The organism is Gilvimarinus sp. 1_MG-2023 (assembly GCF_030548285.1).
On record NZ_JAUOSC010000001.1, the window covers coordinates 318,996 to 344,229 of the forward strand.

The window sequence follows — 25,234 nt, forward strand, 5'->3', positions numbered from 1 at the left end:
CCTTTTGGTTGTGTCCAAGCAACACTATTTTTGCGGGATTAGGTGGGGATTACATTGCGCAAGCCGAGCCGCTCTGGGTGCGGGTTCCAAAACGTCTGGCGCTGCAGATAGTCATCATCAATTTTTAGTAGGTGGTGTTTTAGTAACGTAAGCGGCACCACCAGCGGTACCAAGCCTTCGCGATAATTGTCGATTAACCCAGATAGCTCTTGATTCTCTTGAGCATCTAATTTCCCGCGTAAATATCCGCGCAGATGTAACAGAGTGTTGGTGTTGCCTTTGCGTGTTGCCAAATGCGATAAGGCGGTCATAAAAATAGTCAGAAACTGTTCGCATACGGTTTCGATCGGTGGTGTTTTTAAATCCGCCAGTAAGGGTCCGATTGCCTTGTAGCTGGGCACATGATGGGCCATTACTTGATATTTATAGCGTGAGTAAAATTCAATTAACGCGCCCGGACTGGGATCCTGGGCTACTGATACCTTCCAATCGTGATAGGCAAAGACTCGACTGATAAAGTTATCGCGCAATCCGGCATCGTTTAGTCGCCCTGCCTCCTCGATTGGCAGTAGCGGAAAGCGCTGCATAATTTCATCGGCAAAGGCGCCCCGTCCATTTTTATCCAGCGGGTATCCATTACTACCGTAACGCTTCATGCCAAAAGCACCACAACTGGGGGAGTTTTGCATAAAAATATAACCGCATACGTTTTCTATATCGCTCGTCAGGCTTCGCGCATAGTCGCGCAGCGGATCGGTAACATCGATACTCGCGTCATCTGCTTGTACCACGCGAGTCATACCATCGGTTGCCAATAAACGTATCGGTTTGCGTGGAATCCCGAGGCCTATGGCCACTTCGGGACAATAGGCTCGGTATTCAAAGTAATCACTTAGGGTATCGGTGATGTAGCGTGAGCGTTTATGCCCACCGTCAAAGCGCACGCGCTCTCCCAGTAAGCATTCACTAATCGCCACAGGAATTTTGCCGGACTCTACCATGAGCTAGCCACCTTTTGAGTTTTGTCATCTGACTGGGTATTCGTATGGCCCGAGTCTTCAGATCACTACTGCGAGATAAAATTGTTGCGGTCGTCCTGGAGACTCGTACGAGAACTCCAGGCGAGTATTAATAGGAAGGCAGAGGAATTTCGGCAAACAATTCTTCAAGCTCGGCACGAGAATGACACGCATAAGCCTGATCGATAACCTCCCGGGTAAGATGTGGAGCAAACTGTTGAATAAAATCGTACATAAACCCGCGTAAAAAGGTACCGCGCCGAAAGCCAACCTTGGTGATGCTGGTGGCAAACAGGTGGCTGGCATCAAGTGCAACCAGATCGTCATCGAGTTCATTATCGAATGCCATGTGCGCAATAATACCGATCCCTAAGCCTAGGCGTACATAAGTTTTAATGACGTCAGCATCAGCGGCGGTAAAGACTACTTTGGGAGCCAAACCGCGATTAATAAAAGCTTCGTCCAGCTTAGAGCGACCGGTAAAGCCAAACACATAGGTGACGATGGGATGCTTAGCCACCTCCTCTAAGGTCAGTTCCGGCAGGCTCGCCAACGGATGGCCTTTGGGAACCACGATGCAGCGATTCCAGCGGTAACAAGGCATCATTACCAGGTCACTGAATAGCTCTAATGCCTCGGTGGCAATGGCAAAATCGACAGTGCCGTCGGCGGCCATTTCGGAGATTTGCATTGGCGTGCCCTGGTGCATATGCAGGGACACGTCGGGGTATTGTTCGATAAACCCTTCAATCACCCGAGGTAGTGCATAGCGAGCCTGGGTGTGAGTCGTGGCAATGGACAAACTACCCTTGCGTTCATTGCTAAACTCTTGAGCTACTTGTTTGATGCTTTCTACTTTGCGCAGTATTTCACCTGCGGTTTTTAGAATCGCCTCTCCGGCTGGGGTAATCCGGGTTAGGTGCTTACCGCTGCGAGAAAATATTTCTACCCCTAGCTCATCTTCCAATAAGCGAATTTGCTTACTGATACCGGGCTGTGAGGTGTATAGACTCTGCGCCGTCGCGGATACATTAAGGTCGTGATGAGCCACTTCCCATATATACCGGAGTTGTTGCAGCTTCATAAGCCCTCCAAATGGCTTTTGATATTCGTGTTATAAAAATATAGTTGATTATTCATCCATAGAATAGTCGAATTTTGCGCTAAGTACCAAAATATAGTCTTTTGAATAGTATTTATCCATTGCTGTTGGGTTTTTGCTCAACTGACTTGGTGTTAGCAACCCCATGGGGGACATGCCCGGTGGCAACATGGGCACTGGCTGAATCGATGTGTGCCTGTTGGTCATCGAAGAAGACATCGGCCCCATAGGCCTTTAAAAACTCGCCCTTAGGCAGTCCGCCGAGAAATAATGACTCATCAATACGGATATTCCAGGCTCTCAGTGTGCGGATAACTCGCTCGTGAGCCGGCGCAGAACGTGCGGTAACCAAAGCGGTGCGAATGGGACAATCCTCTACATCGCCAAATTCGGCCTGTAAGCGGTGTAAAGCATCCAAAAATGGTTTAAATGGACCGCCCGGTAGTGGTGTCTTGGCGGCGGCTTTTTCACTTTCGGTGAAAGCCGACAGCCCTTCCTGCTTGAAAATACGCTCGGCATCATCCGAGAATAAAACGGCGTCACCATCGAAGGCAAAGCGCAATTGACTGGCGTTTTTACTGCTAGTTTTAGGCGCCATCAAGGTAGCGGCGGCAATCCCGTGCTCTAATGCATTGCGTACGTCGTCGGCCTCGGTGGACAGAAATAACTGACAGCCAAACGCTTGTGCGTAACGGTATGGGCTATGCCCCCCACCGAAAGCCGCACGGGTGATATTGAGCTTATAGTGCTCAATGGAATTAAACACCCTGAGACCGGTATCAGCGCTGTTTTTCGACAGCAAGATGACCTCTACCCGAGGCTCTCCGGCTAGCCCTTCGTTTAGGTGCAATAATTTTTGTACCATAGGAAAAGCATCGCCAGCTTCCAGCGGTTCGTCTTCGTGCTCAATTTGATAGCGGGCGTAGGCCTCAAGCCCATTATCTTTATAGACTTGGTGGCTCTCATCCAAGTTAAACAGTGCTCGCGAGGAAATTGCGATAACCAGTTTATTGCTTGTTTCAGGCATGTAAGACTCCTATTGCACCATTGCCTAGCCTATCAAGCCAGGCTTTTGCTGACCACTTCATAACAGTCGGGAGATAAACCGGGCTGTTGGGCTAACTCCTGCAGCTGTTCACGCATTAACTCACTAAAAGGCGCAGCATAACGACGCCAGCGCGTCAGCGGGCTCAGTAAGCGGGCGGCGATTTGTGGGTTTTTAGCGTCTAGCTCGCGGATCTGCTGGGCTAAAAAGGCATAGCCCCCCTGCGCTGCCGGATCGCTAATGTTGTGGAAGTTAGGCGTGTTCGCCCCACAAAAACTGCCGATAACCGATCTGATTTTGTTGGGGTTGGTACTGTCGTAAGCCTCGTGTTGCATTAAAGCGTTGACCCGTGTAAGACCACCGGCGGCCGTATTGCGCGCTTGCAGTGCCAACCACTGGTTGACCACCAGGGCTTCATTTTTCCATTTGTTATAAAAGCTTGCTAACGCTTGCTCGGCGGCTTGTTGGGCCTGTTCGTTATCGGCCATAACCAGTGCGGTTAAAGCTGCCATCTCATCGGTCATGTTGTTGGCTGATTGGAATTGCTCAAGGCACAAAGAGAGCTCTTGTTCGCCAGGGGCATCCATTAAATACGACAGACACACATTTTTTAGGCTGCGCTTGGCAATTGCTTGCGCATCGGCACTGTAAGGCACAATCGCTTTGAGGTTTTCAAACACCGCCTTGAATTCAGCATGCAGTGCTTGAGCCAGAGCGCTTTTGACTTGCAGACGGGCTCGATGAATAGCCAGTGGGTCTATAAGTGTTTGTTGTTCGGCTATATAACCTTCGGCGGGCAAGCTCAACATATAAGCGAGCATAGCCTGATCCAAATCCGGTTGAGCTAACAATTGGCGATAGATGTCGGTTAAACGCGAATCCAAGGTAAAGCTAGCGCCGCTTGCATTGGCATTAAGTGCGTCGTCGATAACCGCCATCGCTAGGTTTTGCACCGCCTCATAACGGTTAAAGCCATTGCTATCGCGTATGGCGAGTGCACACAGATCGTCACGGCTGTAATTATATTTTATCTTCACAGGTGCTGAGAAATCGCGCAGTAAAGAAGGTACGGGTTTTTCTGGCACATTGTTAAATACAAAGCTCTGCGTAGTTTCTGTTATTTCTAATACCCGATCGGTGTTATCAGAGGGTAAGTCTTCTAAAGTCTCGTCAGCCAGTGTTAGTGCCAATTCGCCGGCATCACCAATTAAGCCGACCCGCAGCGGTATATGAAATGGTTTCTTTTCAGTCAATTCAGGCGTGGGTGGTGTGTATTGGCTGATGGTTAAAGTGTACTGACGTGAGTTTTCATCGTACTCATCGGTAATGGTGAGCTCAGGTGTCCCCGCTTGATTGTACCAATGGCCAAATTGAGTCAGGTCACGGCCGGATACCTCGGCCATTGCGGCTACAAAATCTTCCGTGGTAACAGCCTCGCCATCGTGGCGCTGGAAATAAAGATCTGAACCTTGACGGAATAATTCAGGCCCAAGCAGGTTGGCAATCATGCGCACCACTTCACAACCTTTTTCGTAAATGGTTAAGGTATAGAAGTTGGATATTTCCATATAACTGGCGGGTCGAATGGGGTGTGCCATTGGGCCGGCATCTTCGGCAAACTGATGAGTACGCAAAAACGCAACATCTTCAACTCGCTTAACGGTTCGCGATCCCATATCGGCGGAGAATTCCGAATCCCGATAAACCGTAAACCCTTCTTTCAAGCTCAACTGGAACCAGTCCCGGCAGGTAACCCGGTTGCCGGTCCAGTTGTGGAAATATTCGTGTGCGACAACTCCCTCCACTCGCTGAAAACCAGCATCCGTAGTGGTTTCAGGACTTGCCAACACACACGACGTGTTGAAAATATTAAGTCCTTTGTTTTCCATGGCCCCCATATTAAAGTCATCAACCGCGACAATCATAAAGATATCGAGGTCGTACTCACGGCCATATTGCTCTTCATCCCAACGCATGGCATTTTTGAGCGACGCCATAGCGTGATCACATTTGGTTAAATCTTTTGGTTCGACAAAGATTTTTAAACACACCTGTTTCCCAGAGCAGGTGGTAAACGAATCTTCGATATGAGCCAAATCTCCCGCTACCATTGCAAAAAGGTAAGCGGGTTTTTGGTGTGGATCATGCCACACCGCAAAATGACGACTGTCGTCCAGATCGCCACTGTCGATTAAATTGCCGTTAGAAAGCAGCACCGGGCAGGTGGTTTTATCCGCGGATAGTCGAGTGGTGAAGTCACTCATAACATCAGGGCGGTCTAAATAATAGGTGATTTTACGAAAGCCTTCGGCCTCGCACTGCGTGCAATACATCGTTCTGGATCGATACAAACCCTCAAGCGATGTGTTCTTTTCAGGCTCAATTCGAACACGCGTCTCTAGTGTAAAGTTCTGAACGGGGGGCGTTAAACTCAGGCTAGTATCGGTTAAAGTATACTCACTTTCCGCCAGATTTCTGCCGTCAATTTTAATCTCAAGCAGCTCTAGGTTTTCGCCGTGTAAGTCCAGAATTTGGCTTTGCACCGCTGAATTTTTTTCAATGGTAAGCTTGCTCTGAACAAACGTTTCACCGCTGTAAATGGCTACATCCAGTTCGGTCTTTTTAATCCAATAAGCTGGCTGTTGGTAGTCTTTTAAATAAATTGTTTTCATTGCAGTCTCTGATTCGGCAATATTCATAAAGGGCTCACGAATTAGAAATGGATATATCGACATGATAGCCGCCGAACTTACGCACATTTAGCACCTGGTCACCAAATATTAGGTATTGACCTTTGATGCCGGTAAGTTCGCCGGTGAAAACTGGTGTTTTATCAAGATTAACGGATTTGACTTTGACCGGGTGACTATTAACCGGATAGTGTATGCGGGTGCTTTTAGTATCGTTCGAGACTAAATCCGTCATGCAGTCCGTGCCAAATTCATTTTGTATTGTCTTTATTTCCGGCGCCACTTTGGCCTGTAGCTCTAACGCTAACTGATGTAAATCAATGTCCTCAGGAGTCGCTTTTAACATTCGTTGCCATTGTGTGCGATCACTGATGTGGGGCTTGTAAATCACCTCGACCAGCCCTGCTATACGGCGGCTGGACGTTTTGAGAATGGGTAACGCTTGAGCGGCACCTTGATCAACCCAACGCGTGGGGATTTGCGTGGCGCGGGTGATGCCTATTTTAGGTGCTGATGAATTCGCCAAATACACGATATGATCATTCATACAAAAATCATCGCCCCATGCAGGATCGCGACACGTGCCCATGTGATAGTGACATTTCTCTGGACTCACAATACAGGAGTCGCATTGGGCCAGTGATTGAAAGCACGGGTAACAGTAGCCCTGGCTAAAGCTTTTGCGAGTTTTACGGTTACAGTGCAAACAGTGGATTGATCCGGCATAGGTGATCGTCAAGGTGCGACCAATGAGTTCATTGGCATTTACGGTGTGTTGGCCGCAGTGTAAGGCGTAACTAACCTGAGCATTGCTATTATTTAAACTAACAGCCATTTTCTTTAAGCCACCGCTCATACTCTCTGGCAGCTCGTTTACGGGAATTACTTCCATTTAAGAGGCTGCTCCGAGCTGTTTTGTTTTGTTTCGTCGTCACAGGCGTCACCCGGCTTGGGTGGAATATAGCCTACCTGCTCTTCGGGGGGGAGGTGAATATGTTCGTAGGCAATAACCGCTTGCATGCAGGTGTCGCGCTGCTCTTGAGTTAAAACTTTTCCGTCTGGCCATTTGCCCAGTTCAACGGCACGCTTCAGGTTTTGGTAAACATCTGGGGTCAGGTTATTAATAACCTGCTGAAAATTGTCGTTCATTTCTGCTCCGAAAAAAATCTATCAAATAGCAAGCTAATAGCTGCTATAGATACGCCTGCAATTAATCCACCTAAATGTGCCGCATTGGCAACACTGCCGCTTATCGCAAAGTCGATTACACCGGTAAACCCTATAGCCAGCCAGATCAACATAAACATCAAAATACCGCGCGGAATGGCCGTTAGCGGATGGGGCTTAAGCGCGTGTGAAACCGCTAAGAAACCTAAATACGCATAGACTACACCGGACATGCCCCCCAGCAAAGATGGCTCGGGGGACCAATAATATTGTAATAAATTACCCGAAATGGCGGCCACCATAAAAAAGCCCATTGCAAAGCTGGTGCCTTTGAGCATTTCTATACGTCGGCCCAGTTCCCAGGTCCAAAGTCCATTAAACACTAAATGTAGAATGGAGAAGTGCAAAAACGCAGGGGTCACTAAGCGCCAATATTCATGGCGTCCTAATGAGTCGGAGAGCTCTCCAAAGGCTAACCATCGGCCCGATACGATTTCTATTGGAACCAATGTAAGGACAAACTGCCAATGTTGTAACGCGGGTAAGGTGCTGACAAAGTAACCCGCCAGACTCAATATTAACAAAATGGCAGTGACTGGCGTTTGCGCAAGCTGGCGCAGCGACAGGCCATGCCACAGGCTTGTCTGTGACCTAGGCGCGTTATTGTAATCACCTTGCTCCCAGCGTTGCAGAATCGCCCTACCTGCCTCTTGTTGGGCCGGGTCTAAAAATAGGACTTGTTCACTATTGCGCTCAATTACTCGACAATTAACGCCACCGGATCGCAAGTTTTCAACCAGATCGGTTAAATCTCGGTCGATTGGGTATGATTGAATGGGTATCCAGGACAAAGTACGGCCTAAGGGTCAACATAAACCCAGTTGTATTGGTTGGGGTGTAACGTCTGACGACCATCACATCGATAGGCCACTAAGCGACCAAACTTTACTGCACTGTAATCCAGACATGCAATATTTTCTGTAATTGGCTTCGGTGAGCCATTGAGCCAATAATGACCCACAAATAGTGGTGGCTGGCTTGAATCGTACACGACCAGCTGCGCTTTAATATCGTCAGTAACAGGTAGCGCGGCCACTGAATCTGGTAGCGGGTCCGGCTGAAAGGCTAAGGCGCCCAGGTTTACTGGGTTTGACTGCCAAAAGCCGGCCCGAAACGACCTGCGTCTGTACCCTTCAGCACTGAGCATAATATGGGGCTCAGGCAGAGGTAATTCAACACCTGAGGTTAAGCGTTTAACGTCGCGTGACAGCTGACTGGCTGGGTCCGCCAACTCTGACCACCTAGCCTCGGGGATAACAGCAGCCAGCCTGTTAATAACCGATTGGTCCCAACAGGCGTGAATAACACGCACCCCCGGCATTTGAAAATACAGTGGGCGCTGCTTAAGCCACCTCAAGTGGTCTTGCCAGTCCTGGGAGTGATTTGCGAATTGCTCTAACGTCTCTTGGATAATAGAGGTATTGCGAGGGGTATGAGGGCGCAAATAGTGGTTGGGAATATTGGGGTTAGGCAAACAGTAACACAATGCATGCAACTCATGGTTGCCCAGCACCATAGTGGCCTCCCCAGCATCCACCATATCACGCACTATGGCTAGAGCTTCACGTATTCTAGGGCCACGATCGACAATATCACCTACAAAGACTACTTTGCGTTGAGGGTTGCGATAGACCCCAGCCACTTTTTGGTAATCGAGCTTTTGCAGCAGCCTTTGTAAGGTATTGGCGCAGCCGTGTACATCGCCAATAATATCCAAGTGGCTCGCTTTAACGTTTAACTCTTCTGTGGCTTGGAGATCACTCATGATCGCTCCAGTAGATGCCCTCCCCAGCCCAACTTTGAGCGACAGCGCTCATAAAAGTTATGATTGACTGGATGAATAAGTTGCAGAGTTTGTGGTTTTTTGGTGATGATGACTTTATCGCCGCCTTGTACTGTATCGTGGGTTTGGCCATCACAGGTCACTTGCGGGATAGCGCTATTACCCTCGCCCACCACAATTTCTATTAAGCTACCGCCGGGCACGACCATTGGCCGACTGCTCAAGGTGTGAGGGTTCATCGGTACCAGACCAATGGCGTCTAATTTGGGGTGCATAATGGGGCCACCACCACTCAGAGCGTAGGCGGTAGAGCCCGTAGGCGTTGATACGATCATGCCATCGGAGCGCTGCGAGGTGACGAAGTGTTTGTCGACATAGAGCTCAAATTCGAGCATTCGGATAAATTCACCGGGATGGAGCACCACGTCATTCAGGGCATCGCCCCGGCATACCGTCTCGCCACAACGCTCAACGCGCATATCCAGCATAAACCGCTGTTCTTGTACGTATTCGCCGGTAAGCACTTCGGTGATTTTTTGTTCAATATCGTCCGGCACAATATCGGTTAAAAACCCAAGCCGGCCACGATTAATGCCTAAAATGGGGACATTGTATTCGACCAAATCTCGAGCCCCACTGAGTAAGCTGCCGTCACCTCCCACTACAATAGCCAGATCTGAATTGGCGCCTAATTCTGGCATAGCAACCTTGCTTACGCCTTCAAAGTCGCGATCAACGTTAATTAACTGCCCGGTTTGTTCATCGATATAAACCTTAACGTCGCAGGTCTCAAGGAACTCTATAAGTCGTCGAACCGTGTATTTTGCCCGGTCATTATCGAGACGTCCGATTAGTCCAATTCGAGAAAACTGACTCATTATAATCCTCATAGCCTAGCTATTGATTGACACCTAATTATGGCAGGCGAATAATAACACGCCAAATAACCAAGGAGATGCCTATCAACCCCTGGCTAGAATTTGTGCATTCATTGCGTACACCGCAGGTTCGTGACCTGGCGGCTAGCTGTATGGGCGAGCACTTATTGAGCACTCCGCTGGCCAACGGCATGGAGTTTTATCAGCCCGCAACCAATAAAGATGATATCTGCCTGTGGTTAAAACAACAGGATGACAACCCCAGTTTATTATTGGCGCATTTAGCGCAGCGTAAAAGTACTCGGTTAGGTTTATATTTTGAGTCACTTTGGAGCTTTTTTTGGCAAGCTGGCGGGAACACTAAAATCCTTGCCCATAATTTACAAATTGAACACAATAAAAAAACCATTGGTTCACTCGATTATGTCATAGAAGAGAATGCTCGGTTTATACACATTGAAGCTGCGGTAAAGTTTTATTTGCTGGTCGGTGATAATCCTCAGTCGTACCACCACTGGATTGGCCCCAACGCCAATGACAGTCTTGGGAAAAAACTGGATCATTTACAAGGCCATCAATTTCCGTTGCTACATAAGACCACCACACAAACTGTTTTAGCCCGAAACCAGATTGATTTCGGCTTAATACAACAGCGTTTAATTCTAAAAGGTGCGCTATTTTGGCCCGGGCATAGAGACTTGAAATCTATCGCGAATCAAGGCCAGTATCACAACAAAAGTACCGCTGAATATCTATGGTTACCCGTTAATCAGCTGCACAGGGTTGATAAAAAAGGCCTCTACACGATTATTCCTCGCAATCGCTGGATTGGCCCTGCCCGGCTTCATAAATGTTGTATACCGTTAACAGCTCCTCAGTTGTGCGCGGCATTATATGGCCAAATAACCTACGATGGACATCCCCGTATGGTGGCACAATTGCAATACCATCAGAAAGGTTTTTGGTTCGAGACCCGCCGCTACTGTGTAGTCAACAATCAATGGCCCGGCTTAGAGTAGCCTTCGCGCAGAACATAGTTTGAGCCAACTTCTAGCTCAGGGCTATCCTTACAGCCCTCAAAAACCTGCTCACAGTTCGCGAGCGCTTTAACCATAAAGCCCTGCTCTCGCAATAAATGCGTGGCGGCTTGGCTGCGTCGGCCGGTATCACAATAACAAATATACTCAACGCCAATGCGCAATAAGCGTGACTTTATGCCCAGTAAGTGCAGAGGTATATTGACCGCTTGGTGCAGATGACCAACGGCATACTCTTCATCGGATCGAACATCGACCAGTACCTGTGGTAGATCATTCACGTACTCGATGGCCTGCGAAAGCGGCACAGTGGGTACATCGGGCGCTTTTATTAACCGATAAAACTCTTGCTTGCGTAGATACATTAAAACACCATCAGTGGCCATGGTCACAGTGGCGTTACGCGGGGCATCGTTAACCAGAGCATCCTCGCCAAAACATCGGCCTTGATGTATTTCAGCTACAAATTCGTTACCGGTTTCACCTTGTCTTGTGACATGGGCCACTCCCTCTTTAATGAAATAGCAGCGATCACCGAGCTCTCCTTGTCGTAAAATGACTTCTCCTGTATCGACAACGGTCGACTCCATTTGACTAAACACTTCGTCAACATTTAATGGGGAAACTTTGAAAAATAAGTTTGAATGTAAAACTTGCATCATCCACTGCACATCTTCATCGAGGTCGCGATCGCGGGCAATAATACTGTGCAGATAATCGGCAACCTGGCTCCAAGTGAGCAGCTTGTCCAGAGTATTGCTTTCAATTCTAAGCACCGCACAATCGGTTAGTGCTGTTGCCTGCTGCTGTCTTGGCTTGCAGTGAGCAATTGGTAGTAATGAACTGCGACCTTTAATTACCTGCTGAACGCCGCATTCTGACTCTAAAAGTAAATCTCCATAGAGCAGGTACAAGTGGCAGTTATCAATGGCACCGCGATTAAAAAGCGTTTGTCCTTGATACAAATATTCTGTTTGGGCAAATTCCAGCAACTCATTAACATGCGCTTTACTCATGTCTTTGAGCGGCACGAGAGAGTGTATAAGTGCCGGATCGACCGGAGTGGACGCTTGATTTGGTTGTAATAGATTATCCATATTTAGGTCACATTACAGGTTTAGGTGTTGGCCAATCCATTTGTTGGGAAAATCCTCTGCGCCCTTGCAGCCCACCAGTATGTATCACAATGACAGTGTCCCCAGTCTTCCAATATCCTAGTCTGGCCAATTGATCAACCCCCCACAGCATTTTCAATGTGTAAACGGGGTCGATCGCTATTTGATTATTTTGCTCGAATGCTCGCCAAAAATTTACGGCCTGGGCAGGTAGTCGGCGCCCGTAGCCGCCAAGATCGAAGCCCCACGCTAAACTCCATGGCTGATGATTAATGCTGTCTAAACCGAGAAGGTTCGTTTTTTTTTGTGTGTTTTTAAGCACCGCAACACCCAAGGTGTGGCAAAGGCCACCTAAACCTTGCACAACTCCCCGAAAGGTACCACCGGTGCCAACCGCGACACATACGCTTGAGGGGGTGCCGGAATATCGTCGAATTGCCTGACCAATGTATTGACAGCCATTAACCCCTAAATCATTACATCCTCCCTCGGGAATAAAGTAATCATGTTGCCGGTTTTCTAATAATTTATCGGGCAGTGAAGCTTGCTCACTGTGCGGTAAATTCGTTAGTGACTGATACTCGGTAGTACTGACAAAATCTAACTGCATGCCTAATGATTGGCAGTCTTGCAGGGTTTGGCTAAGGAATTTATGATGCTTTCCGCGAATTAATGCCCGGCTTTGCATTCCGTTTTTTCGGGCCGCCTGTGCACAGGCCAACAGATGGTTTGACCAGGGGCCACCCATAGTGACTAAGCGGCGCTTATGGCTTTTAATTGCATGATTGATATTGAAGTAGAGTTTGTAGAACTTATTGCCAATTGCGTTGGGATCAATCAAATCGTCTCTGCGCATCAAGAGCTTTAAACCACGCTTAGTAGTGTTCGGCATGCTAATGGCCTGATAAGGAACCATCATGGCGCGCTCTAACAGAGCACTTTCTGGCATTTGGGCACTCATTAGCCGCGCCCTATGTTTAAATTGCCGCCTATACTTTTATGGATGTCGCAGCGGTTGGTTTCACCGTTGTGAAAATCGGTGGGGTTGGCCACTCTTTTTACACCCGCACCACACTCTTCACCGTCAGCATTTTTGGCGTTGCAGTATGGTGAATGGTTATGGTCGAGCCATAGTTTGTAGGTTTCTACCGTCACACCGCATTTGTCCGCTGCAAATTCTGCCGGGGCTGACATATACTCCGCCACTTGGTCGGGTGGTAAAGTTATCTGCCCCAGCCCCGGCTGGAAGACTACAAAACTTATACCCGCTTTACTCAGAGGCACCAATATTTTTGAGCTGCCATGCTCAAGTAAAGACTCATGTTCGTCGCGTAAGGTGTTTAGCTCCTCGCGCAAGCTCTCTTCTTGCTGTTGGCGGTAAAACAGCTCCATATCTTTCATGTCTAGCTGTTGTTGTAATTCTTCTTTTACCTGTGCGACCTGAGCGTCCAATTCTTGAGTAAAACCCGATTCGAGTGCCTCTATTTGTGCCCCACCGTTAAGCTGGGCCGCACTAAGCTTGTGTTCATAGTATTCACGAACACCCTGGACTTTACTGTCTTTTAGCTCCAGTTCTTTTTTATGTGCCTCAATATCAGCTTGCAATTGTGCGTTCACCTCTTGCAGTGATCGCATTTGAACTTGGTAATCGGCCAGGCGTATTTGATGTTCACGCTTAAGGGCATCTATTTTCAGAGACATCTTGCTTTTTAGCGTGTTGATGCGTAGCCGCTGCTCTTTCAGTGTATGAGCAAGCCGGGTACGCATTGCGGTAGCGTACTCTCGTTCCAGTCTTTCATTAAATCCAATCTGCCCTGAATTAAGTTCCGAATTGGAGGGGGATTCTGGCTCTGGGAAGACTAGACCTAGACGATTACTGGCAACGGCTTTTTTAAGCAATACAAAGCTATTGCGTCCAGGCTCCATCGTTGGATCCCAGAGGCTTTGTTGCTGCATCGCAATGGGGCATTGGCTATAACAAGCCAATGCAATGGGGTTGGCGCCCAGGTCAGGCCCCTTTGCCGCGTTATTCACAAGTTGCTGCAGGGGGACGTTCCACTTATCGGCGATCATGCCTTTGGTGTTAAAGCCAACTTTAAAAAAGACACAACCTGTGATTTTTAAGTCTTGATTAATTAACAGGTAAACCGCATTGACAGTTGTACCGGCAAAGTCTGGCATGGGTACAAAACCGTCCATAACCGCCTCAAACTCAGGGTACTGAAGCTCTCTATCGATAAAATCATCGACAAAAATGGCTATCGCTTCCTTTGTTATATCACGGTTCGACATTTCGCATCCTGTATCACCACTGTCGCCTAGGTATAGATTACTCCCTAATTATAGGGTTGGCACAGTCAGAAATCAGCTAATGTCGTATTAGTTGGGCTTTAAAGGTGTAAATGTGGGATTTAGTTCAGGTTTTGCGGGAGGGTGTAATTAGAAAGGACACAATAATGGCCGTTTTCAGGCCATTATACTTCGGCATAATCCTCACAGTACTCATCATCAAGGTCATCGAACCCAGTATCGAGTAATTCTTCTAAATAATCTTGCATGTGTAAATCTCCTAGTTATTAACAATCGACTATTAGAGCTAAAACAGCGCGTTTTAGTTCCATCAACGTTAAAATCGCATAAAAATGTGACAATTACGTGATAAAAAAGATCCTTAATGTGGTTATATGCGCCAACCTGCTCGCAGAGAATAGACTTATCGTCAATAAGTAGTAGATGAGGATTTTTGGGGGGTATGTCAGTGCCTGGCTGATCAACTCAAATGTTATCGCTCCGCCCGAGCGGCATTACCTTTTTAAATAGTGGCGGACCGGACGGGAAACATGGCCGCCTTAACCGCTATAGATGGTGGGAATGCCGAATATGCAGGAGCCATTTTTCGGCCCGTGGCGGCCACCCTAGTGGCAGCGCCTTCGCGCTGTGCAAAATGGCTATCCTGCCATTAGTTACGGCCATCTTCCTGATGGCCGCCCTTCGGGCAGCGCGTTACGCTGTGCCAATTCGCTCCCGACGAATTGGTCGAACACCGCTTCGCGGGTTTATCGTCCCGTCAAGTCAACATGTGCCTTTTTAACAGGCATAAAAAAAGGCCCCACAAAGTGGAGCCTTTTTAAATAGTGGCGGACCGGACGGGACTCGAACCCGCGACCTCCGGCGTGACAGGCCGGCATTCTAACCAGCTGAACTACCGGTCCGCAATGCTGATTGGTGGGTGGTACAGGGATCGAACCTGTGACCCTCGCCTTGTAAGGGCGATGCTCTCCCAGCTGAGCTAACCACCCCTCATCAGATGGTGGGCATTCTACTGAAATGCCGGAAGCTGTCAAACATTTTTTTAAATAATTCCCCTAAGTGTCTATATTGTAAGCATTTTTTCTATTTTTTAATCAATATTAAGAAGTTAGAAGCAATATAAGTGCGGGCCATAAAATGCTAGACTGAAAAAATCCTTATTATTCGACTCATTTAAATATGTTGTGAAAAGAATTCCTTTTTGGTTAATCCTTTGCGGCGCTTTCGTGGTGACCAGCGAATCGGTTATGGCAAGTCCATCAGACGTTGCCTCTGACCAACGCTGGTTATGGTTTATTATTATCCTGCTACTGGCCCTACAGACTGCTCTAATTGTTGGGCTTCAGCGTAGCCGGCTAAAGATCACTCGCGCTCGACAAGCACTCTGTGCTTCGCGCGATGCGCTAGAGGAGCAAGTCAAAGCACGTACCGAGTCTTTACACAACACGAATGATCAGCTGTATCAAGAAATTGGACGCCACGAGGCTACCGAGCTGCTGTTGCGTGAAACTCAAGAATACTTACACAGCATCATTAACTCGATGCCCTCGATTATTATCGGGGTCAGCCACCGAGGCTTTATTACTCATTGGAATGCTGCAGCAGAAAAAAGGTGTGACATTCCGGCAGAGCAGGCACTGCGACAACATATTCTGGATGTATACCCCACCTTACCGATCCAAAGCGCCACCATTGCCGAAACCATTAATGCCGGCACACCGTATATAACTGAAAACTTTCAAGAGCTGTACTCTGGCGATACTCGTTTTTGCGACCTTACGATTTACCCTCTGATTGCTGCACAATCCATCGGGGCCGTTATTCGTATAGATGATGTCACCATGCGTGTTCGTGTTGAAAATATGATGATCCAAAACGAAAAAATGCTCTCACTGGGAGAGCTCGCCGCTGGTATGGCTCATGAAATTAACAACCCCCTTAGTACCATACTGCACGGGGTGCAAAATATTTACCGTCGAACATCACCGGAACTTCCGGCAAATCAGGTTGCTGCGCATTCACTAGGGCTAGAGTTAGATGCTCTGCAGCAATATTTTGCCGATCGCAAAGTCTCCCAGTTTTTAGAAGACATACGCGAAGCGGGGGAACGCTCGGCCGACATAGTCACCAATATGCTAGATTTTTCTCGCCATAGTAATCAACGACCTCAGCCCTATGATCTAGGCCATGTTATAAGCCATGGTATAAGCCTATTAAAGGCTGAGCCATCCCCCCTGCCCGACTTGGTGGTCGATATTGATCAAAGTGTGCCCGATTTGATTGGCTGTGCTGCTGAAATTCAACAGGTATTACTCAATTTAGTACGCAATGCCGCCCAAGCATTAGGGCCTAATTTGGATAATCAAGCCAAAATATTTATCCAACTTCAGCAAAAAGACGATAACGCCATTTTAACCGTTAAAGATAACGGCCCTGGCATGCCTGAAGAAGTCACACGTCACATATTCGAGCCGTTTTTTACCACCAAAGAAATAGGCCTAGGGACTGGCTTAGGTTTATCGGTATCATACTTTATAATCACAGAGCACCATGGAGGGTCGATCAGTGTCAATTCGACCCTAGGTGAGGGAACGGAGTTTGTTATTACTCTTCCTCTGTCCAAGCCTGCTACGGAAAGTACACATAATTCCGCCCACCAAGCCTCACCGGAGTAAATGTTATGTCATCACAGATGGTCATATTTCGTACAGCCGTATTGGTAATGCTGTCAATGTTAGTCATTTCTTGTCAGACCAAAGAGCCACCACCGGTGACTGACGCAGAGATCTTACAACTATCAAAACAGATTCACCCCCGCGCGATTGAGCAAATGGTGTCTTTAAATGGTTGTATGAGCCTCGGTGGTGAGATTGGTGATGAGGCCAACTCCGTTTACCTTGACTGGCTCAAAGCAAATTCAAAGCCTATAAATGCCAGTGAGTTGTACCTTGCTCACACGCGACAGGACTGGGTTCAATGGCAAGGGGGTACTTTTTCACTGCAGGATATTAAACAGTACCGAGACGTTGTAGTGCGGGTGCAAAAGCAACAGAACTTAGCCAATCGCGGCCCAGACGCACGCTATGACATTTGTCAGGCTAGCTTTGAACAAGCCAATGCCTTTTATGATTCCTATGCAGAACCTCGAAAACTATCAGCACTTTATGAGCAAGTTAGCTCAATTAATGCCGGCGCCCTGGGAGCCTTTGAGTTGTTCAAGTTATTACCAAAACTCCCTACGCCAGGCAAATCTTTCTACCAGGTCACCCAATCATTAGCCCAAACTTGCCCCCGAGCGGTTGAATTGCTCACGCTAAACAACAGCTGGCCCCAAGAAACCTATGCGAGCTACTGTCAAAATTCTGGGTTGGCATTAATCGAATGTGACTGGGGAAAGTGTAGCAAGCAAGAACCTACCGATATTCAAGACTAACTTAGAGATAGCAATGACAATAGTTCCATTTTCGGATGAAAGTTACCCAGCACAGCTTAATGAAAAGCTAAACAAAGTAAGACGCTTACTTTCTGATACTGACATTCCCGAACCAGAAGTGTACGAATCCCCCGCATCCGGATATAGGATGCGGGCAGAGTTTAAAGTATGGCAGGAGGGCTCAACGGCTTTTTATGCGATGTATAAAAAAGGGGAATATAAAACCCCTTACCTAATCGAGGAGTTTACACCGGGCTATCACCGCATCAATGAATTGATGCCTCGCCTTTTAGCTGAAATTAACCAAAGTGAAACCCTTCGCAAAAGACTATTCCAGGCAGAGTTCTTGACCACTCTAGCGGGTGAGACCGTCATCACTCTGATTTATCATAAGAAGCTGGATGATGCTTGGCACGCTGAGGCTGAAGCTCTAACCAGCTTACTTAGTGTGAGTATCATTGGTCGCAGCCGTAAACAGAAAGTGATCATTGGACGCGACTATGTCATAGAAAAGCTATCCGTTTTGGGCCGTGAATATACCTATCAACAAATTGAGAGCAGCTTCACCCAACCTAATGCTGTTATTTGTCAAAAGATGCTGACATGGGCAGTGGAAAAAAGCTCAGGCATTGGTGGTGATTTGCTCGAACTTTACTGTGGTAACGGTAATTTCACCCTGCCGCTCGCGCAGAACTTCGATAAAGTTTTAGCCACAGAAATCTCTAAAGTTTCGGTCAATTCTGCTCTGTATAATATGCGCGAAAATAATGTGGAGAACATTAATGTGGTTCGAATGTCGAGTGAGGACTTCTCGCAAGCACTCGATAATGTGAGGCCATTCAGGCGCTTAAAAGACATTGCCTTAGAGGATTACAACTTCACTACCATCTTTGTCGATCCGCCCAGGGCGGGCTTGGATGAACACACGACCGAGGTTGCCAAGCGATTTCAGAACATCATGTATATTTCATGCAACCCTGAAACCATGGCCAGAGACATACAGGCGATGAGTGCTAGCCATAAGGTGGTTGAGTTTGCCGTGTTCGATCAATTCCCATTTACTGATCATATCGAATGTGGTGCTGTATTGATGAAACGGTAATAGATCCATAAAATGTCATAAATCACTGGAGGGTGCTACACCCTCCAGCCATACTAAAAGTTCCGCCCAATAATTTCTTTTGCCGCCTTAAGCACGGCCTCCTGATGTCGCGACTCGGCCGCCACTCTCTCTTTAGTTAATCGGCGTTTTTCCTGCTTGTCCAGCTTCTGCCATGCCTCAAGGAAAGGTATGTGGGATGTCGCTTCCCGGAGTTGATAGAACGCTGAAAATTCAGCATTCACTGCCGGGTCGACATCAAGGCTGTCTAACAGCATAGATATACGGATACTGGCTTCGGTAAGAGTGATGTCTTCACTACCAACGGCTTTTGCAATCACCTGGATGCTTGTGTTCACCCTACCCCTCTGGGCTTGTGTGGCTTCGTGCTGGCGTTCAATCTCATTGTGTTGCTGTAATCTCAGCTTTTTCAGCTTCCAAAGGTAGATGCCTGCTGTGATGGTTAATATTAGGATAATAAATAACGCTAACAATAATACCCATACTGGAAACTCATTCATTGTTTTCATCCTGATTCGGTGATTGATTTATTGCACTGTGATAATGCTCGGGCATGATTTTCTTAGTTTTAGCGCCGAGCTTTTTCATATTGTCCACCTTGCGCAATAGATTGCCTCGGCCGAGTTGTAGTCGTCTTTGGGTTAAATCGAACGCTTTTTGGGTGCGGTCCAGGCCATCACCCACAGCCTCGAGAGACTCCAATAACAATATAAATTGATCATGCAACGCACCCGCCTCATTGGCAATACGCTCAGCGTTACGGTTTTGCTTATCGTTGCGCCAAAGGTTCTCAATGGTGCGCAACATGGCAAGCAATGTCGTTGGACTCGTTAGAATTATATTTTTATTATACGCATCACTATAAAGTGACATGTCGTTTTGTAAGGCAAGCATAAAAGCGGCCTCGATGGGTACAAATATAAATACAAAATCGAGCCCTCGCACTTCAGGCAATTGCTCATAGTCTTTGGCGCTTAAGTTTTTAATATGAGATTTAAAAGAGTTAATGTGCGCCTGCAAGTGTGTTTGGCGAGAATCTTCATTATCGGCGCTGCAATATTTCTCATAATGAGTTAAGGAAACTTTTGCGTCGATAACAATATGCTTCCCCTCAGGTAAATGAATGACAACATCAGGGATTTTCTTTTGCCCTTGCGCATCCTTCATTGACTGTTGTGTTTCGTATTCTCGTCCTTTTTGCAGACCGGATTGCTCCAGTAATCGCTCTAAAATAACCTCACCCCAGTTGCCCTGTGATTTATTATTTCCTTTTAAAGCGTCGGCAAGCTGAATAGCGTCTTGACCAATTCTTTGAGCTTGTTTTTGTAGCTCAATGATTTGCCCAGCAAGTTTACTTCGATCTGAGTTCTCTTTTTCATAGACATCTTCAACTTTTTTGCGAAAGGATTCGATTTGATTTTTAAATGGTTGTAGCGTGCCTGTTAATAAGTTTTGGCTGGTAGCATCAAACTGATGCGCTTTACGATCGAACAGTTTGTTGGCCGTATTCTCAAACTCCTTGGTCAGTGCTTGTTTGGCATCATCTAAAATAGCCAACTTTTCAATAGACTGACTTCGTTCACTGTCAAGCTCCGCCTCTAATTTAGCACTCGAGGCGGTTAAGGATACAAATTGGCGCTGTAGATTTTTATAATCATTTTGTAATTGTTCAAACTGCGCCAATTTGGTTTTCGCTGTGGTGTTAAATTCGCGCAGTGTTTCATGGCGCTGTTTGTACGCCTCCAATTCAGATCGAGCGCTTTGCAAGCTAAGCTGATGTCTAGATACACTTTCTTCCAGCATACTCATTTGATGTTGGTGGTCTTTATTGTTCAGGTTCGCGGCATGAGTGAGTTCTGATATTTGCGCCCTGTACTCTCGAATAAGACGGCTGGTGGGGCGAATATAGGTTAGCCAGAGTGCCAGAAGCAGTGTGAAGAGCACCACAGCGAATATAACCGCCATCTGACCATCAAAAATGTTTACAAATTGATCAAACATAGTGTTTTTTCACGGTTGAAGCTAAACAATCTTGTATTGTATCGCTATACTGTTGATGCATTGACTGATGTGTCTCAATTCTGCATAAAACAAAAAGATGCTATCGAATGAGTGACAACCTACTAACACGCCAAATTCGTCGATTCTGCGCTGATGGTTACCGTTTATACGACAAGGGCGAGTACAGGCTAGCATTGCGCTCATTCTATCAAGGGTGGCTTACAATCCCCAAACCCCAAATAGAACACCAACAAGCCGGCTGGGTACTAACCGCTATTGGAGATGCTTATTATAAGCTCAAACAATACGAGCAAGGGGTGGAGTCATTAATTTCGGCAACCCATTGCCCAGGTGGCGACAAGAGCCCTTTCGTCTATATGCGTTTAGGGCAATGCTTGTGGAATTTAAGACAAGATAGTGAAGCTCGGAAATACCTTTTTAAAGCCTACCGCATGCCCACTGGCAGCGACCTACTGGAGCAAGAAGACAGTCGTTATCTAACAGCCATAGCGGATTTATGCGAACATGGTTGAGCCCTACCCAAACATATTGGTTTTTGACTCAGGCGTCGGCGGACTGACTATTGTGCATGAGGTACGACAGCACTGCCCGTCGGTAGGCATTGATTATCTGTCTGATAATGCCGGTTTTCCCTATGGTACAAAATCCGAAGCCTTTGTTATTGATCGCTGCGTCCAGTTAATACAACAAACTTTAGAGTTATCAGACAATCCCATCGATTTGGTGGTGGTTGCTTGTAACACGGCAAGCACTTTGGCCTTACCTAAGTTAAGAGAGGTCTTGGACCTACCCATTATCGGGGTTGTGCCGGCCATTAAGCCGGCAGCCGAACAATCTGCCAATCAGTATTTTGGTGTGCTGGCCACGCCAGGCACAGTCAACCGCCCCTACACTAAGCAGCTAATTCGTGAGTTTGCTTCCCACTGTACGGTTGTGTCGGTGGGTAGCTCAGAGCTTGTGCAAATTGCCGAGAATAAACTGAGAGGAGTCGAGCCAAACAAAGAGGCGCTTAACGCTATATTGGCCCCGCTATTGACTATATCTCGAGATAATCCAACACCCGAAAAACTAGACACCCTGGTGCTTGCCTGTACACACTTCCCCTGGTTAAAGACCGACATTGAAGCTGTTTTAGCCAGACCTATTCAGGTTATAGATTCGGGGCTAGCTATCGCCCGACGAGTAAGCTCTATTTTAAACCTCGACAATTCTCAAGAGCGAATATCGAACGTGTCTGCCACTAGGCAAGGGGTTTACTGGTATACCCAACCACCCGGATACAGTGACAGTAGGCCTGCGGCAACCACAAGTAAGACAAACCTCACCTTAAAGAACCGCCCCCTTGAATTAGCTTTCGCTGCTGGTCTCAGAGAACAATAAGGTCATAAAGTGGTCCATGGGCAATGGGCGACTATAATAAAAACCTTGACCAATATGACAGCCTCGCTGCGCCAAGAAATTATGCTGCTCCAGAGTCTCTACACCCTCTACAACCACTTCATAATTAAGGCTTTTAGCCATGGCAATAATGAGTGAGGTGATTTCACGGTCTTCTTCATCGCCGGGCAAATCCTGGACAAAACTTCGATCAATTTTCAAACAGGTTATAGGCAGCTTCTTAAGGTAACTTAACGAAGAATAGCCGGTACCAAAGTCATCAATTGCAATGCTGCAGCCGCGCTGGCGTATCTCACGAAGCTTTGCAATAACCGCTTCAGTATCTTCCATTAGTGTGCTTTCTGTTACTTCTAACTCCAGCAAAGATGGGTCTAACCCTGCTTCATTGATACAGGCATCTAATATTTTGATAAAGTCGGGCTCACTCAGTTGGCGCGCGGATAAATTCACTGATACGCCAAATTTTCGACCCAGCGCTTTTTGAATCCCTTTGGTTTGATAACACGCTGTTTTTAAAACCCATTTTCCAAGCGGTACAATTAATCCAGATTCTTCGGCTGCAGGAATAAAGTCACAAGGTGGCACTAAACCATGAATTGGATGATTCCAACGCACCAGAGCTTCTGCACCCACTATTTGACCGGTTGTATAGCTCACAAAAGGTTGATAGTACACTTCAAACTGACCACTTTTTAATGCTTGTCGCAACTCCCGCTCAATGGTTAGACGCTGCTCCACCACATGATTCATGTCCGCGGTATAAAACTGGAATGCATTGCGGCCTTTTTCTTTCGCCTGGTACATGGCAAGATCGGCGTTTTTCATTAGCACATCGATATCAACACTATCATCCGGAGCAATCGTAATACCGATACTGCCACCAGGTATGACTTCTTTAGTTTGAATATCGATAGGTTTGTTTAGAGCTTGAATAATCTTATCGGCCACTACATAGGCATATTGTGGACTTTCGACATGGTGCAGTAATACCGCGAACTCATCGCCACCAAGGCGAGCCACAACGTCCTCTTGCCTTAAGCACTCTCTTAGCCGACGTGAGACTTCTATAAGCAAGTAATCGCCCGACTCGTGGCCGAATGTATCGTTAATACGTTTAAAATGATCCAAATCAATATAGAACAGGGCCATTTTTTGACCGCTGCGAGACACTCGCCCGAGCGCTAGCTGCAGCTGTGATTTAAACAGTGTCCGGTTAGCCAAGCCTGTGAGATGATCGTAGTAAGCGAGTTTTTCAACTTCTTGTTGTTTTTCTTTTAAGTCAGTAATGTCTTGCCCGACACAAACATAATATTCAAGTTCTTGATCCGGGCCTAAGATGGCAGTTACGGTTTGCATTAGCCAGAATTTATGGCCACTGGCTGTGATCGCAAGGTATTCAGCTTGCCATTTGCCGGAATCCTCACTGTAAAATCCACGCAGAATTTGCTCTTCTAGCTTGGTTTGAATTTCTTGAAAGGATAGCTTCTGCTCATCGTTGGCATCAAACAGTAATGGGTCGAACTCTAATGGCATATTTGTGGAGTCATAGCCACTAATTTGCCAATATTGTGAGTTGGCATATTCAATTTTCCAATGCTTGTTGAGTATAACGACTAGACTGGCGCTATTTTCAATGGCGCTCATCAAACGTCGAGACTCTTGGCTTGCACGGTCTAGCAAGTCAAGCTTATCGTCCAAACCGTGAACTAGGCGACGTATTTGATCAAGCATGTTATTGATGCTACTGCCTAAGCGAGCTATTTCATCGTTCCCTTCTTCGGGTACACTCAACCCCCAATTGTGCTGATTGATTTTGCCGGTTGCATTGGCGAGTGCGACTACACGCCGAACCACATATCGTCTTATGCTGAAAAAAAGCACCACAAAAAGGAATGCCGCCCAAACAATAATATTGGTATATGCGCCGCGCATAGAGCTTTGGAAATTTTTTTCAATATACGACTGTGGATAGTAAAAGCTAATAAACCATTCCATGTTGTTGAACTTTTGAGCCACAATATTGAGTTCGTTGCCGCCACTAGTTACGGCCGCCATTTCACCCAATTCGACATCACCAGATACAACTGACTTCATATAGGCTTTAAAGCCACTTTGCGAGGCTTTAAGAATTGGGTAATGCTCACCAGTGGTAATATTCTGCTGGGGTGAGTCTCCGCTATGTATAATTAATTGTCCTTTCTCATCGTAAATAAAAGAGTGTATTTGATTGCCGTCAGCATCTAATTGATTTAACTTGTCAATTAAGTAACTAATGTTAATGTCCCCACCAACAATGCCAATAAAGTCATCATTGATATAGACTGGATACAGCAGTGATATCATCCATGTTTGTGAATACTTATCGAAGTAAATTGGCGTCCACTGGGGGCTTCTACTAGGATTTTTTTCGGGTGCGGCTTCAGTGAAAAAGATTTCTTTCGTAACATCATGCTCGGGTAAGTGGCCAGTAACAATATTAACCGGCCAAACCCGAGATACATTATTATGGCTAATAAAATAAAAAGCGTTGAATGTTTGCTCAACGACTGGTGTTAGTGTTTCCCAGGTCTTACTACTAACGGATACCCATTTATTTACATCCTCGTTAATTTTACGAAAGCTCGGTACAAAAACGCCTGAGTATTCTTCAAATAAACGATAGGCTCCATCGGCGTCCCGGTACGGTCTTAAGTCGATAGCAGTGTCCGGAGAATACAGAGAGTGATTATCAATAAAAATCGAACGAGAAGCGGCCAAGATGTTGGCTCGTTGTTGGAGCTCATCCTGTAAAAATTGTATGTACCGAGTGGATAGACCCTGCAGACGATTATTATAGAGGGCCTCGATTCTTTGCGATTCTGCAAAACCCACACGAATAGCGCCTAGTATGCCACTTAAAATGACAAAACCGATCACAATCAATAGTAACTTAGTGCTCAATGAGCGATTTATAGCGTACAACGTAACTCCATGGCTTTTAAGTGGCGCCTAAATGTCATTCTATATCAAATTTAGCCCTTTGGGATGCCTACAGCAAAAATGTTGCGGTGCACTC

General features: G+C 46.7%; 21 protein-coding genes and 2 tRNA genes. 6 read left to right on the plus strand and 17 right to left on the minus strand.

What is annotated here, in order from left to right:
- Positions 1–38: 38 nt before the first annotated feature.
- From Q4563_RS01370 to Q4563_RS01410, 9 genes are all read right to left on the minus strand, one after another.
- Positions 39–1,001: a YbgA family protein gene (locus tag Q4563_RS01370; RefSeq protein ID WP_303603361.1), complete on the minus strand. Its 963-nt coding sequence runs from the start codon at positions 999–1,001 to the stop codon at positions 39–41.
- A gap of 127 nt (positions 1,002–1,128) precedes the next feature.
- Complete coding sequence (cysB, locus tag Q4563_RS01375) at positions 1,129–2,103, minus strand: HTH-type transcriptional regulator CysB (RefSeq protein ID WP_215977463.1); 975 nt, start codon at positions 2,101–2,103, stop codon at positions 1,129–1,131.
- A 112-nt stretch (positions 2,104–2,215) separates the two neighbouring features.
- On the minus strand, positions 2,216–3,148 hold the full coding sequence (locus tag Q4563_RS01380; RefSeq protein WP_303603362.1) for a 5'-nucleotidase: 933 nt from the start codon (positions 3,146–3,148) through the stop codon (positions 2,216–2,218).
- A 32-nt stretch (positions 3,149–3,180) separates the two neighbouring features.
- Positions 3,181–5,838: an aminopeptidase N gene (gene pepN, locus Q4563_RS01385; protein WP_303603363.1), complete on the minus strand. Its 2,658-nt coding sequence runs from the start codon at positions 5,836–5,838 to the stop codon at positions 3,181–3,183.
- Positions 5,839–5,872: 34 nt separating this feature from the next.
- Positions 5,873–6,748 carry a DUF2797 domain-containing protein gene (locus Q4563_RS01390; protein ID WP_303603364.1) on the minus strand — a complete coding sequence of 292 codons (876 nt, stop codon included), beginning with the start codon at positions 6,746–6,748 and terminating at the stop codon, positions 5,873–5,875.
- Positions 6,739–7,005 carry a YeaC family protein gene (locus Q4563_RS01395; RefSeq protein WP_215977466.1) on the minus strand — a complete coding sequence of 89 codons (267 nt, stop codon included), beginning with the start codon at positions 7,003–7,005 and terminating at the stop codon, positions 6,739–6,741. The genes Q4563_RS01390 and Q4563_RS01395 overlap by 10 nt, the downstream gene beginning before the upstream one ends.
- Complete coding sequence (locus tag Q4563_RS01400) at positions 7,002–7,874, minus strand: rhomboid family intramembrane serine protease (protein WP_303603365.1); 873 nt, start codon at positions 7,872–7,874, stop codon at positions 7,002–7,004. The genes Q4563_RS01395 and Q4563_RS01400 overlap by 4 nt, the downstream gene beginning before the upstream one ends.
- A gap of 8 nt (positions 7,875–7,882) precedes the next feature.
- Complete coding sequence (locus tag Q4563_RS01405; protein ID WP_303603366.1) at positions 7,883–8,848, minus strand: metallophosphoesterase; 966 nt, start codon at positions 8,846–8,848, stop codon at positions 7,883–7,885.
- The gene (locus Q4563_RS01410) at positions 8,845–9,744 is read right to left on the minus strand and encodes an NAD(+) kinase (RefSeq protein ID WP_303603367.1); all 900 of its coding nucleotides are present in this window, start codon (positions 9,742–9,744) and stop codon (positions 8,845–8,847) included. Before Q4563_RS01410 ends, Q4563_RS01405 begins: the two co-directional genes overlap by 4 nt.
- Positions 9,745–9,821: 77 nt before the next feature.
- Here Q4563_RS01410 and Q4563_RS01415 point away from each other — a divergent pair, with 77 nt between their 5' ends.
- Positions 9,822–10,763, plus strand: coding sequence for a DUF1853 family protein (locus tag Q4563_RS01415; RefSeq protein ID WP_303603368.1), 942 nt, complete (start codon positions 9,822–9,824; stop codon positions 10,761–10,763).
- Here Q4563_RS01415 and Q4563_RS01420 read toward each other — a convergent pair.
- The 5 genes from Q4563_RS01420 to Q4563_RS01440 all read right to left on the minus strand — a co-directional run bounded on the left by Q4563_RS01420 (position 10,742) and on the right by Q4563_RS01440 (position 15,195).
- Positions 10,742–11,878, minus strand: a complete 1,137-nt coding sequence (locus Q4563_RS01420) for a cyclic nucleotide-binding domain-containing protein (protein WP_215977471.1) — start codon at positions 11,876–11,878, stop codon at positions 10,742–10,744. The genes Q4563_RS01415 and Q4563_RS01420 overlap by 22 nt on opposite strands.
- A gap of 7 nt (positions 11,879–11,885) precedes the next feature.
- Positions 11,886–12,857: a 1-aminocyclopropane-1-carboxylate deaminase/D-cysteine desulfhydrase gene (locus tag Q4563_RS01425; RefSeq protein WP_303603369.1), complete on the minus strand. Its 972-nt coding sequence runs from the start codon at positions 12,855–12,857 to the stop codon at positions 11,886–11,888.
- Complete coding sequence (locus Q4563_RS01430; RefSeq protein WP_303603370.1) at positions 12,857–14,188, minus strand: hypothetical protein; 1,332 nt, start codon at positions 14,186–14,188, stop codon at positions 12,857–12,859. Before Q4563_RS01430 ends, Q4563_RS01425 begins: the two co-directional genes overlap by 1 nt.
- 843 nt (positions 14,189–15,031) lie before the next feature.
- Positions 15,032–15,108: transfer RNA gene (locus tag Q4563_RS01435), tRNA-Asp, on the minus strand.
- 11 nt (positions 15,109–15,119) lie between these two features.
- Positions 15,120–15,195, minus strand: a tRNA-Val gene (locus tag Q4563_RS01440).
- A 237-nt stretch (positions 15,196–15,432) separates the two neighbouring features.
- Between Q4563_RS01440 and Q4563_RS01445 the strand changes: the two genes are divergently transcribed.
- From Q4563_RS01445 to trmA, 3 genes are read left to right on the plus strand one after another with little or no spacing between them, the layout of a single operon-like run.
- Positions 15,433–16,881: a two-component system sensor histidine kinase NtrB gene (locus tag Q4563_RS01445; RefSeq protein ID WP_303603371.1), complete on the plus strand. Its 1,449-nt coding sequence runs from the start codon at positions 15,433–15,435 to the stop codon at positions 16,879–16,881.
- A gap of 5 nt (positions 16,882–16,886) precedes the next feature.
- Positions 16,887–17,639 carry a hypothetical protein gene (locus Q4563_RS01450; protein ID WP_303603372.1) on the plus strand — a complete coding sequence of 251 codons (753 nt, stop codon included), beginning with the start codon at positions 16,887–16,889 and terminating at the stop codon, positions 17,637–17,639.
- Between the two features lie 13 nt (positions 17,640–17,652).
- Positions 17,653–18,741 (plus strand): tRNA (uridine(54)-C5)-methyltransferase TrmA, encoded by a 1,089-nt coding sequence (gene trmA / locus Q4563_RS01455; RefSeq protein ID WP_303603373.1) that lies wholly within the window; start codon positions 17,653–17,655, stop codon positions 18,739–18,741.
- Positions 18,742–18,794: 53 nt separating this feature from the next.
- On the opposite strand, the gene Q4563_RS01460 is transcribed toward trmA, so the two are convergent.
- Positions 18,795–19,259: a DUF2489 domain-containing protein gene (locus Q4563_RS01460; protein WP_303603374.1), complete on the minus strand. Its 465-nt coding sequence runs from the start codon at positions 19,257–19,259 to the stop codon at positions 18,795–18,797.
- Positions 19,252–20,568 (minus strand): DNA recombination protein RmuC, encoded by a 1,317-nt coding sequence (locus Q4563_RS01465; protein ID WP_303603375.1) that lies wholly within the window; start codon positions 20,566–20,568, stop codon positions 19,252–19,254. Before Q4563_RS01465 ends, Q4563_RS01460 begins: the two co-directional genes overlap by 8 nt.
- A 299-nt stretch (positions 20,569–20,867) precedes the next feature.
- Between Q4563_RS01465 and Q4563_RS01470 the strand changes: the two genes are divergently transcribed.
- Positions 20,868–21,293, plus strand: a complete 426-nt coding sequence (locus Q4563_RS01470) for a tetratricopeptide repeat protein (RefSeq protein WP_215977478.1) — start codon at positions 20,868–20,870, stop codon at positions 21,291–21,293.
- Positions 21,286–22,161: a glutamate racemase gene (gene murI / locus Q4563_RS01475; protein ID WP_303603376.1), complete on the plus strand. Its 876-nt coding sequence runs from the start codon at positions 21,286–21,288 to the stop codon at positions 22,159–22,161. Before Q4563_RS01470 ends, murI begins: the two co-directional genes overlap by 8 nt.
- Here the strand turns inward: murI and Q4563_RS01480 are convergent.
- A complete protein-coding gene (locus Q4563_RS01480) occupies positions 22,129–25,095 on the minus strand; it encodes a bifunctional diguanylate cyclase/phosphodiesterase (RefSeq protein ID WP_303603377.1) in 2,967 nt (988 codons plus the stop codon). The genes murI and Q4563_RS01480 overlap by 33 nt on opposite strands.
- Positions 25,096–25,234: the final 139 nt, after the last annotated feature.

Excerpts from the sequence above, each read along its gene's own strand:
- Q4563_RS01370 (WP_303603361.1), bottom strand. The coding sequence starts at position 1,001 with ATGGTAGAGTCCGGCAAAATTCCTGTGGCGATTAGTGAATGCTTACTG.
- cysB (WP_215977463.1), bottom strand. The coding sequence starts at position 2,103 with ATGAAGCTGCAACAACTCCGGTATATATGGGAAGTGGCTCATCACGAC.
- Q4563_RS01380 (WP_303603362.1), bottom strand. The coding sequence starts at position 3,148 with ATGCCTGAAACAAGCAATAAACTGGTTATCGCAATTTCCTCGCGAGCA.
- pepN (WP_303603363.1), bottom strand. The coding sequence starts at position 5,838 with ATGAAAACAATTTATTTAAAAGACTACCAACAGCCAGCTTATTGGATT.
- Q4563_RS01390 (WP_303603364.1), bottom strand. The coding sequence starts at position 6,748 with ATGGAAGTAATTCCCGTAAACGAGCTGCCAGAGAGTATGAGCGGTGGC.
- Q4563_RS01395 (WP_215977466.1), bottom strand. The coding sequence starts at position 7,005 with ATGAACGACAATTTTCAGCAGGTTATTAATAACCTGACCCCAGATGTT.
- Q4563_RS01405 (WP_303603366.1), bottom strand. The coding sequence starts at position 8,848 with ATGAGTGATCTCCAAGCCACAGAAGAGTTAAACGTTAAAGCGAGCCAC.
- Q4563_RS01410 (WP_303603367.1), bottom strand. The coding sequence starts at position 9,744 with ATGAGTCAGTTTTCTCGAATTGGACTAATCGGACGTCTCGATAATGAC.
- Q4563_RS01415 (WP_303603368.1), top strand. The coding sequence starts at position 9,822 with ATGCCTATCAACCCCTGGCTAGAATTTGTGCATTCATTGCGTACACCG.
- Q4563_RS01420 (WP_215977471.1), bottom strand. The coding sequence starts at position 11,878 with ATGGATAATCTATTACAACCAAATCAAGCGTCCACTCCGGTCGATCCG.
- Q4563_RS01425 (WP_303603369.1), bottom strand. The coding sequence starts at position 12,857 with ATGAGTGCCCAAATGCCAGAAAGTGCTCTGTTAGAGCGCGCCATGATG.
- Q4563_RS01430 (WP_303603370.1), bottom strand. The coding sequence starts at position 14,188 with ATGTCGAACCGTGATATAACAAAGGAAGCGATAGCCATTTTTGTCGAT.
- Q4563_RS01450 (WP_303603372.1), top strand. The coding sequence starts at position 16,887 with ATGTCATCACAGATGGTCATATTTCGTACAGCCGTATTGGTAATGCTG.
- trmA (WP_303603373.1), top strand. The coding sequence starts at position 17,653 with ATGACAATAGTTCCATTTTCGGATGAAAGTTACCCAGCACAGCTTAAT.
- Q4563_RS01460 (WP_303603374.1), bottom strand. The coding sequence starts at position 19,259 with ATGAATGAGTTTCCAGTATGGGTATTATTGTTAGCGTTATTTATTATC.
- Q4563_RS01465 (WP_303603375.1), bottom strand. The coding sequence starts at position 20,568 with ATGAGTATGCTGGAAGAAAGTGTATCTAGACATCAGCTTAGCTTGCAA.
- Q4563_RS01470 (WP_215977478.1), top strand. The coding sequence starts at position 20,868 with ATGAGTGACAACCTACTAACACGCCAAATTCGTCGATTCTGCGCTGAT.
- murI (WP_303603376.1), top strand. The coding sequence starts at position 21,286 with ATGGTTGAGCCCTACCCAAACATATTGGTTTTTGACTCAGGCGTCGGC.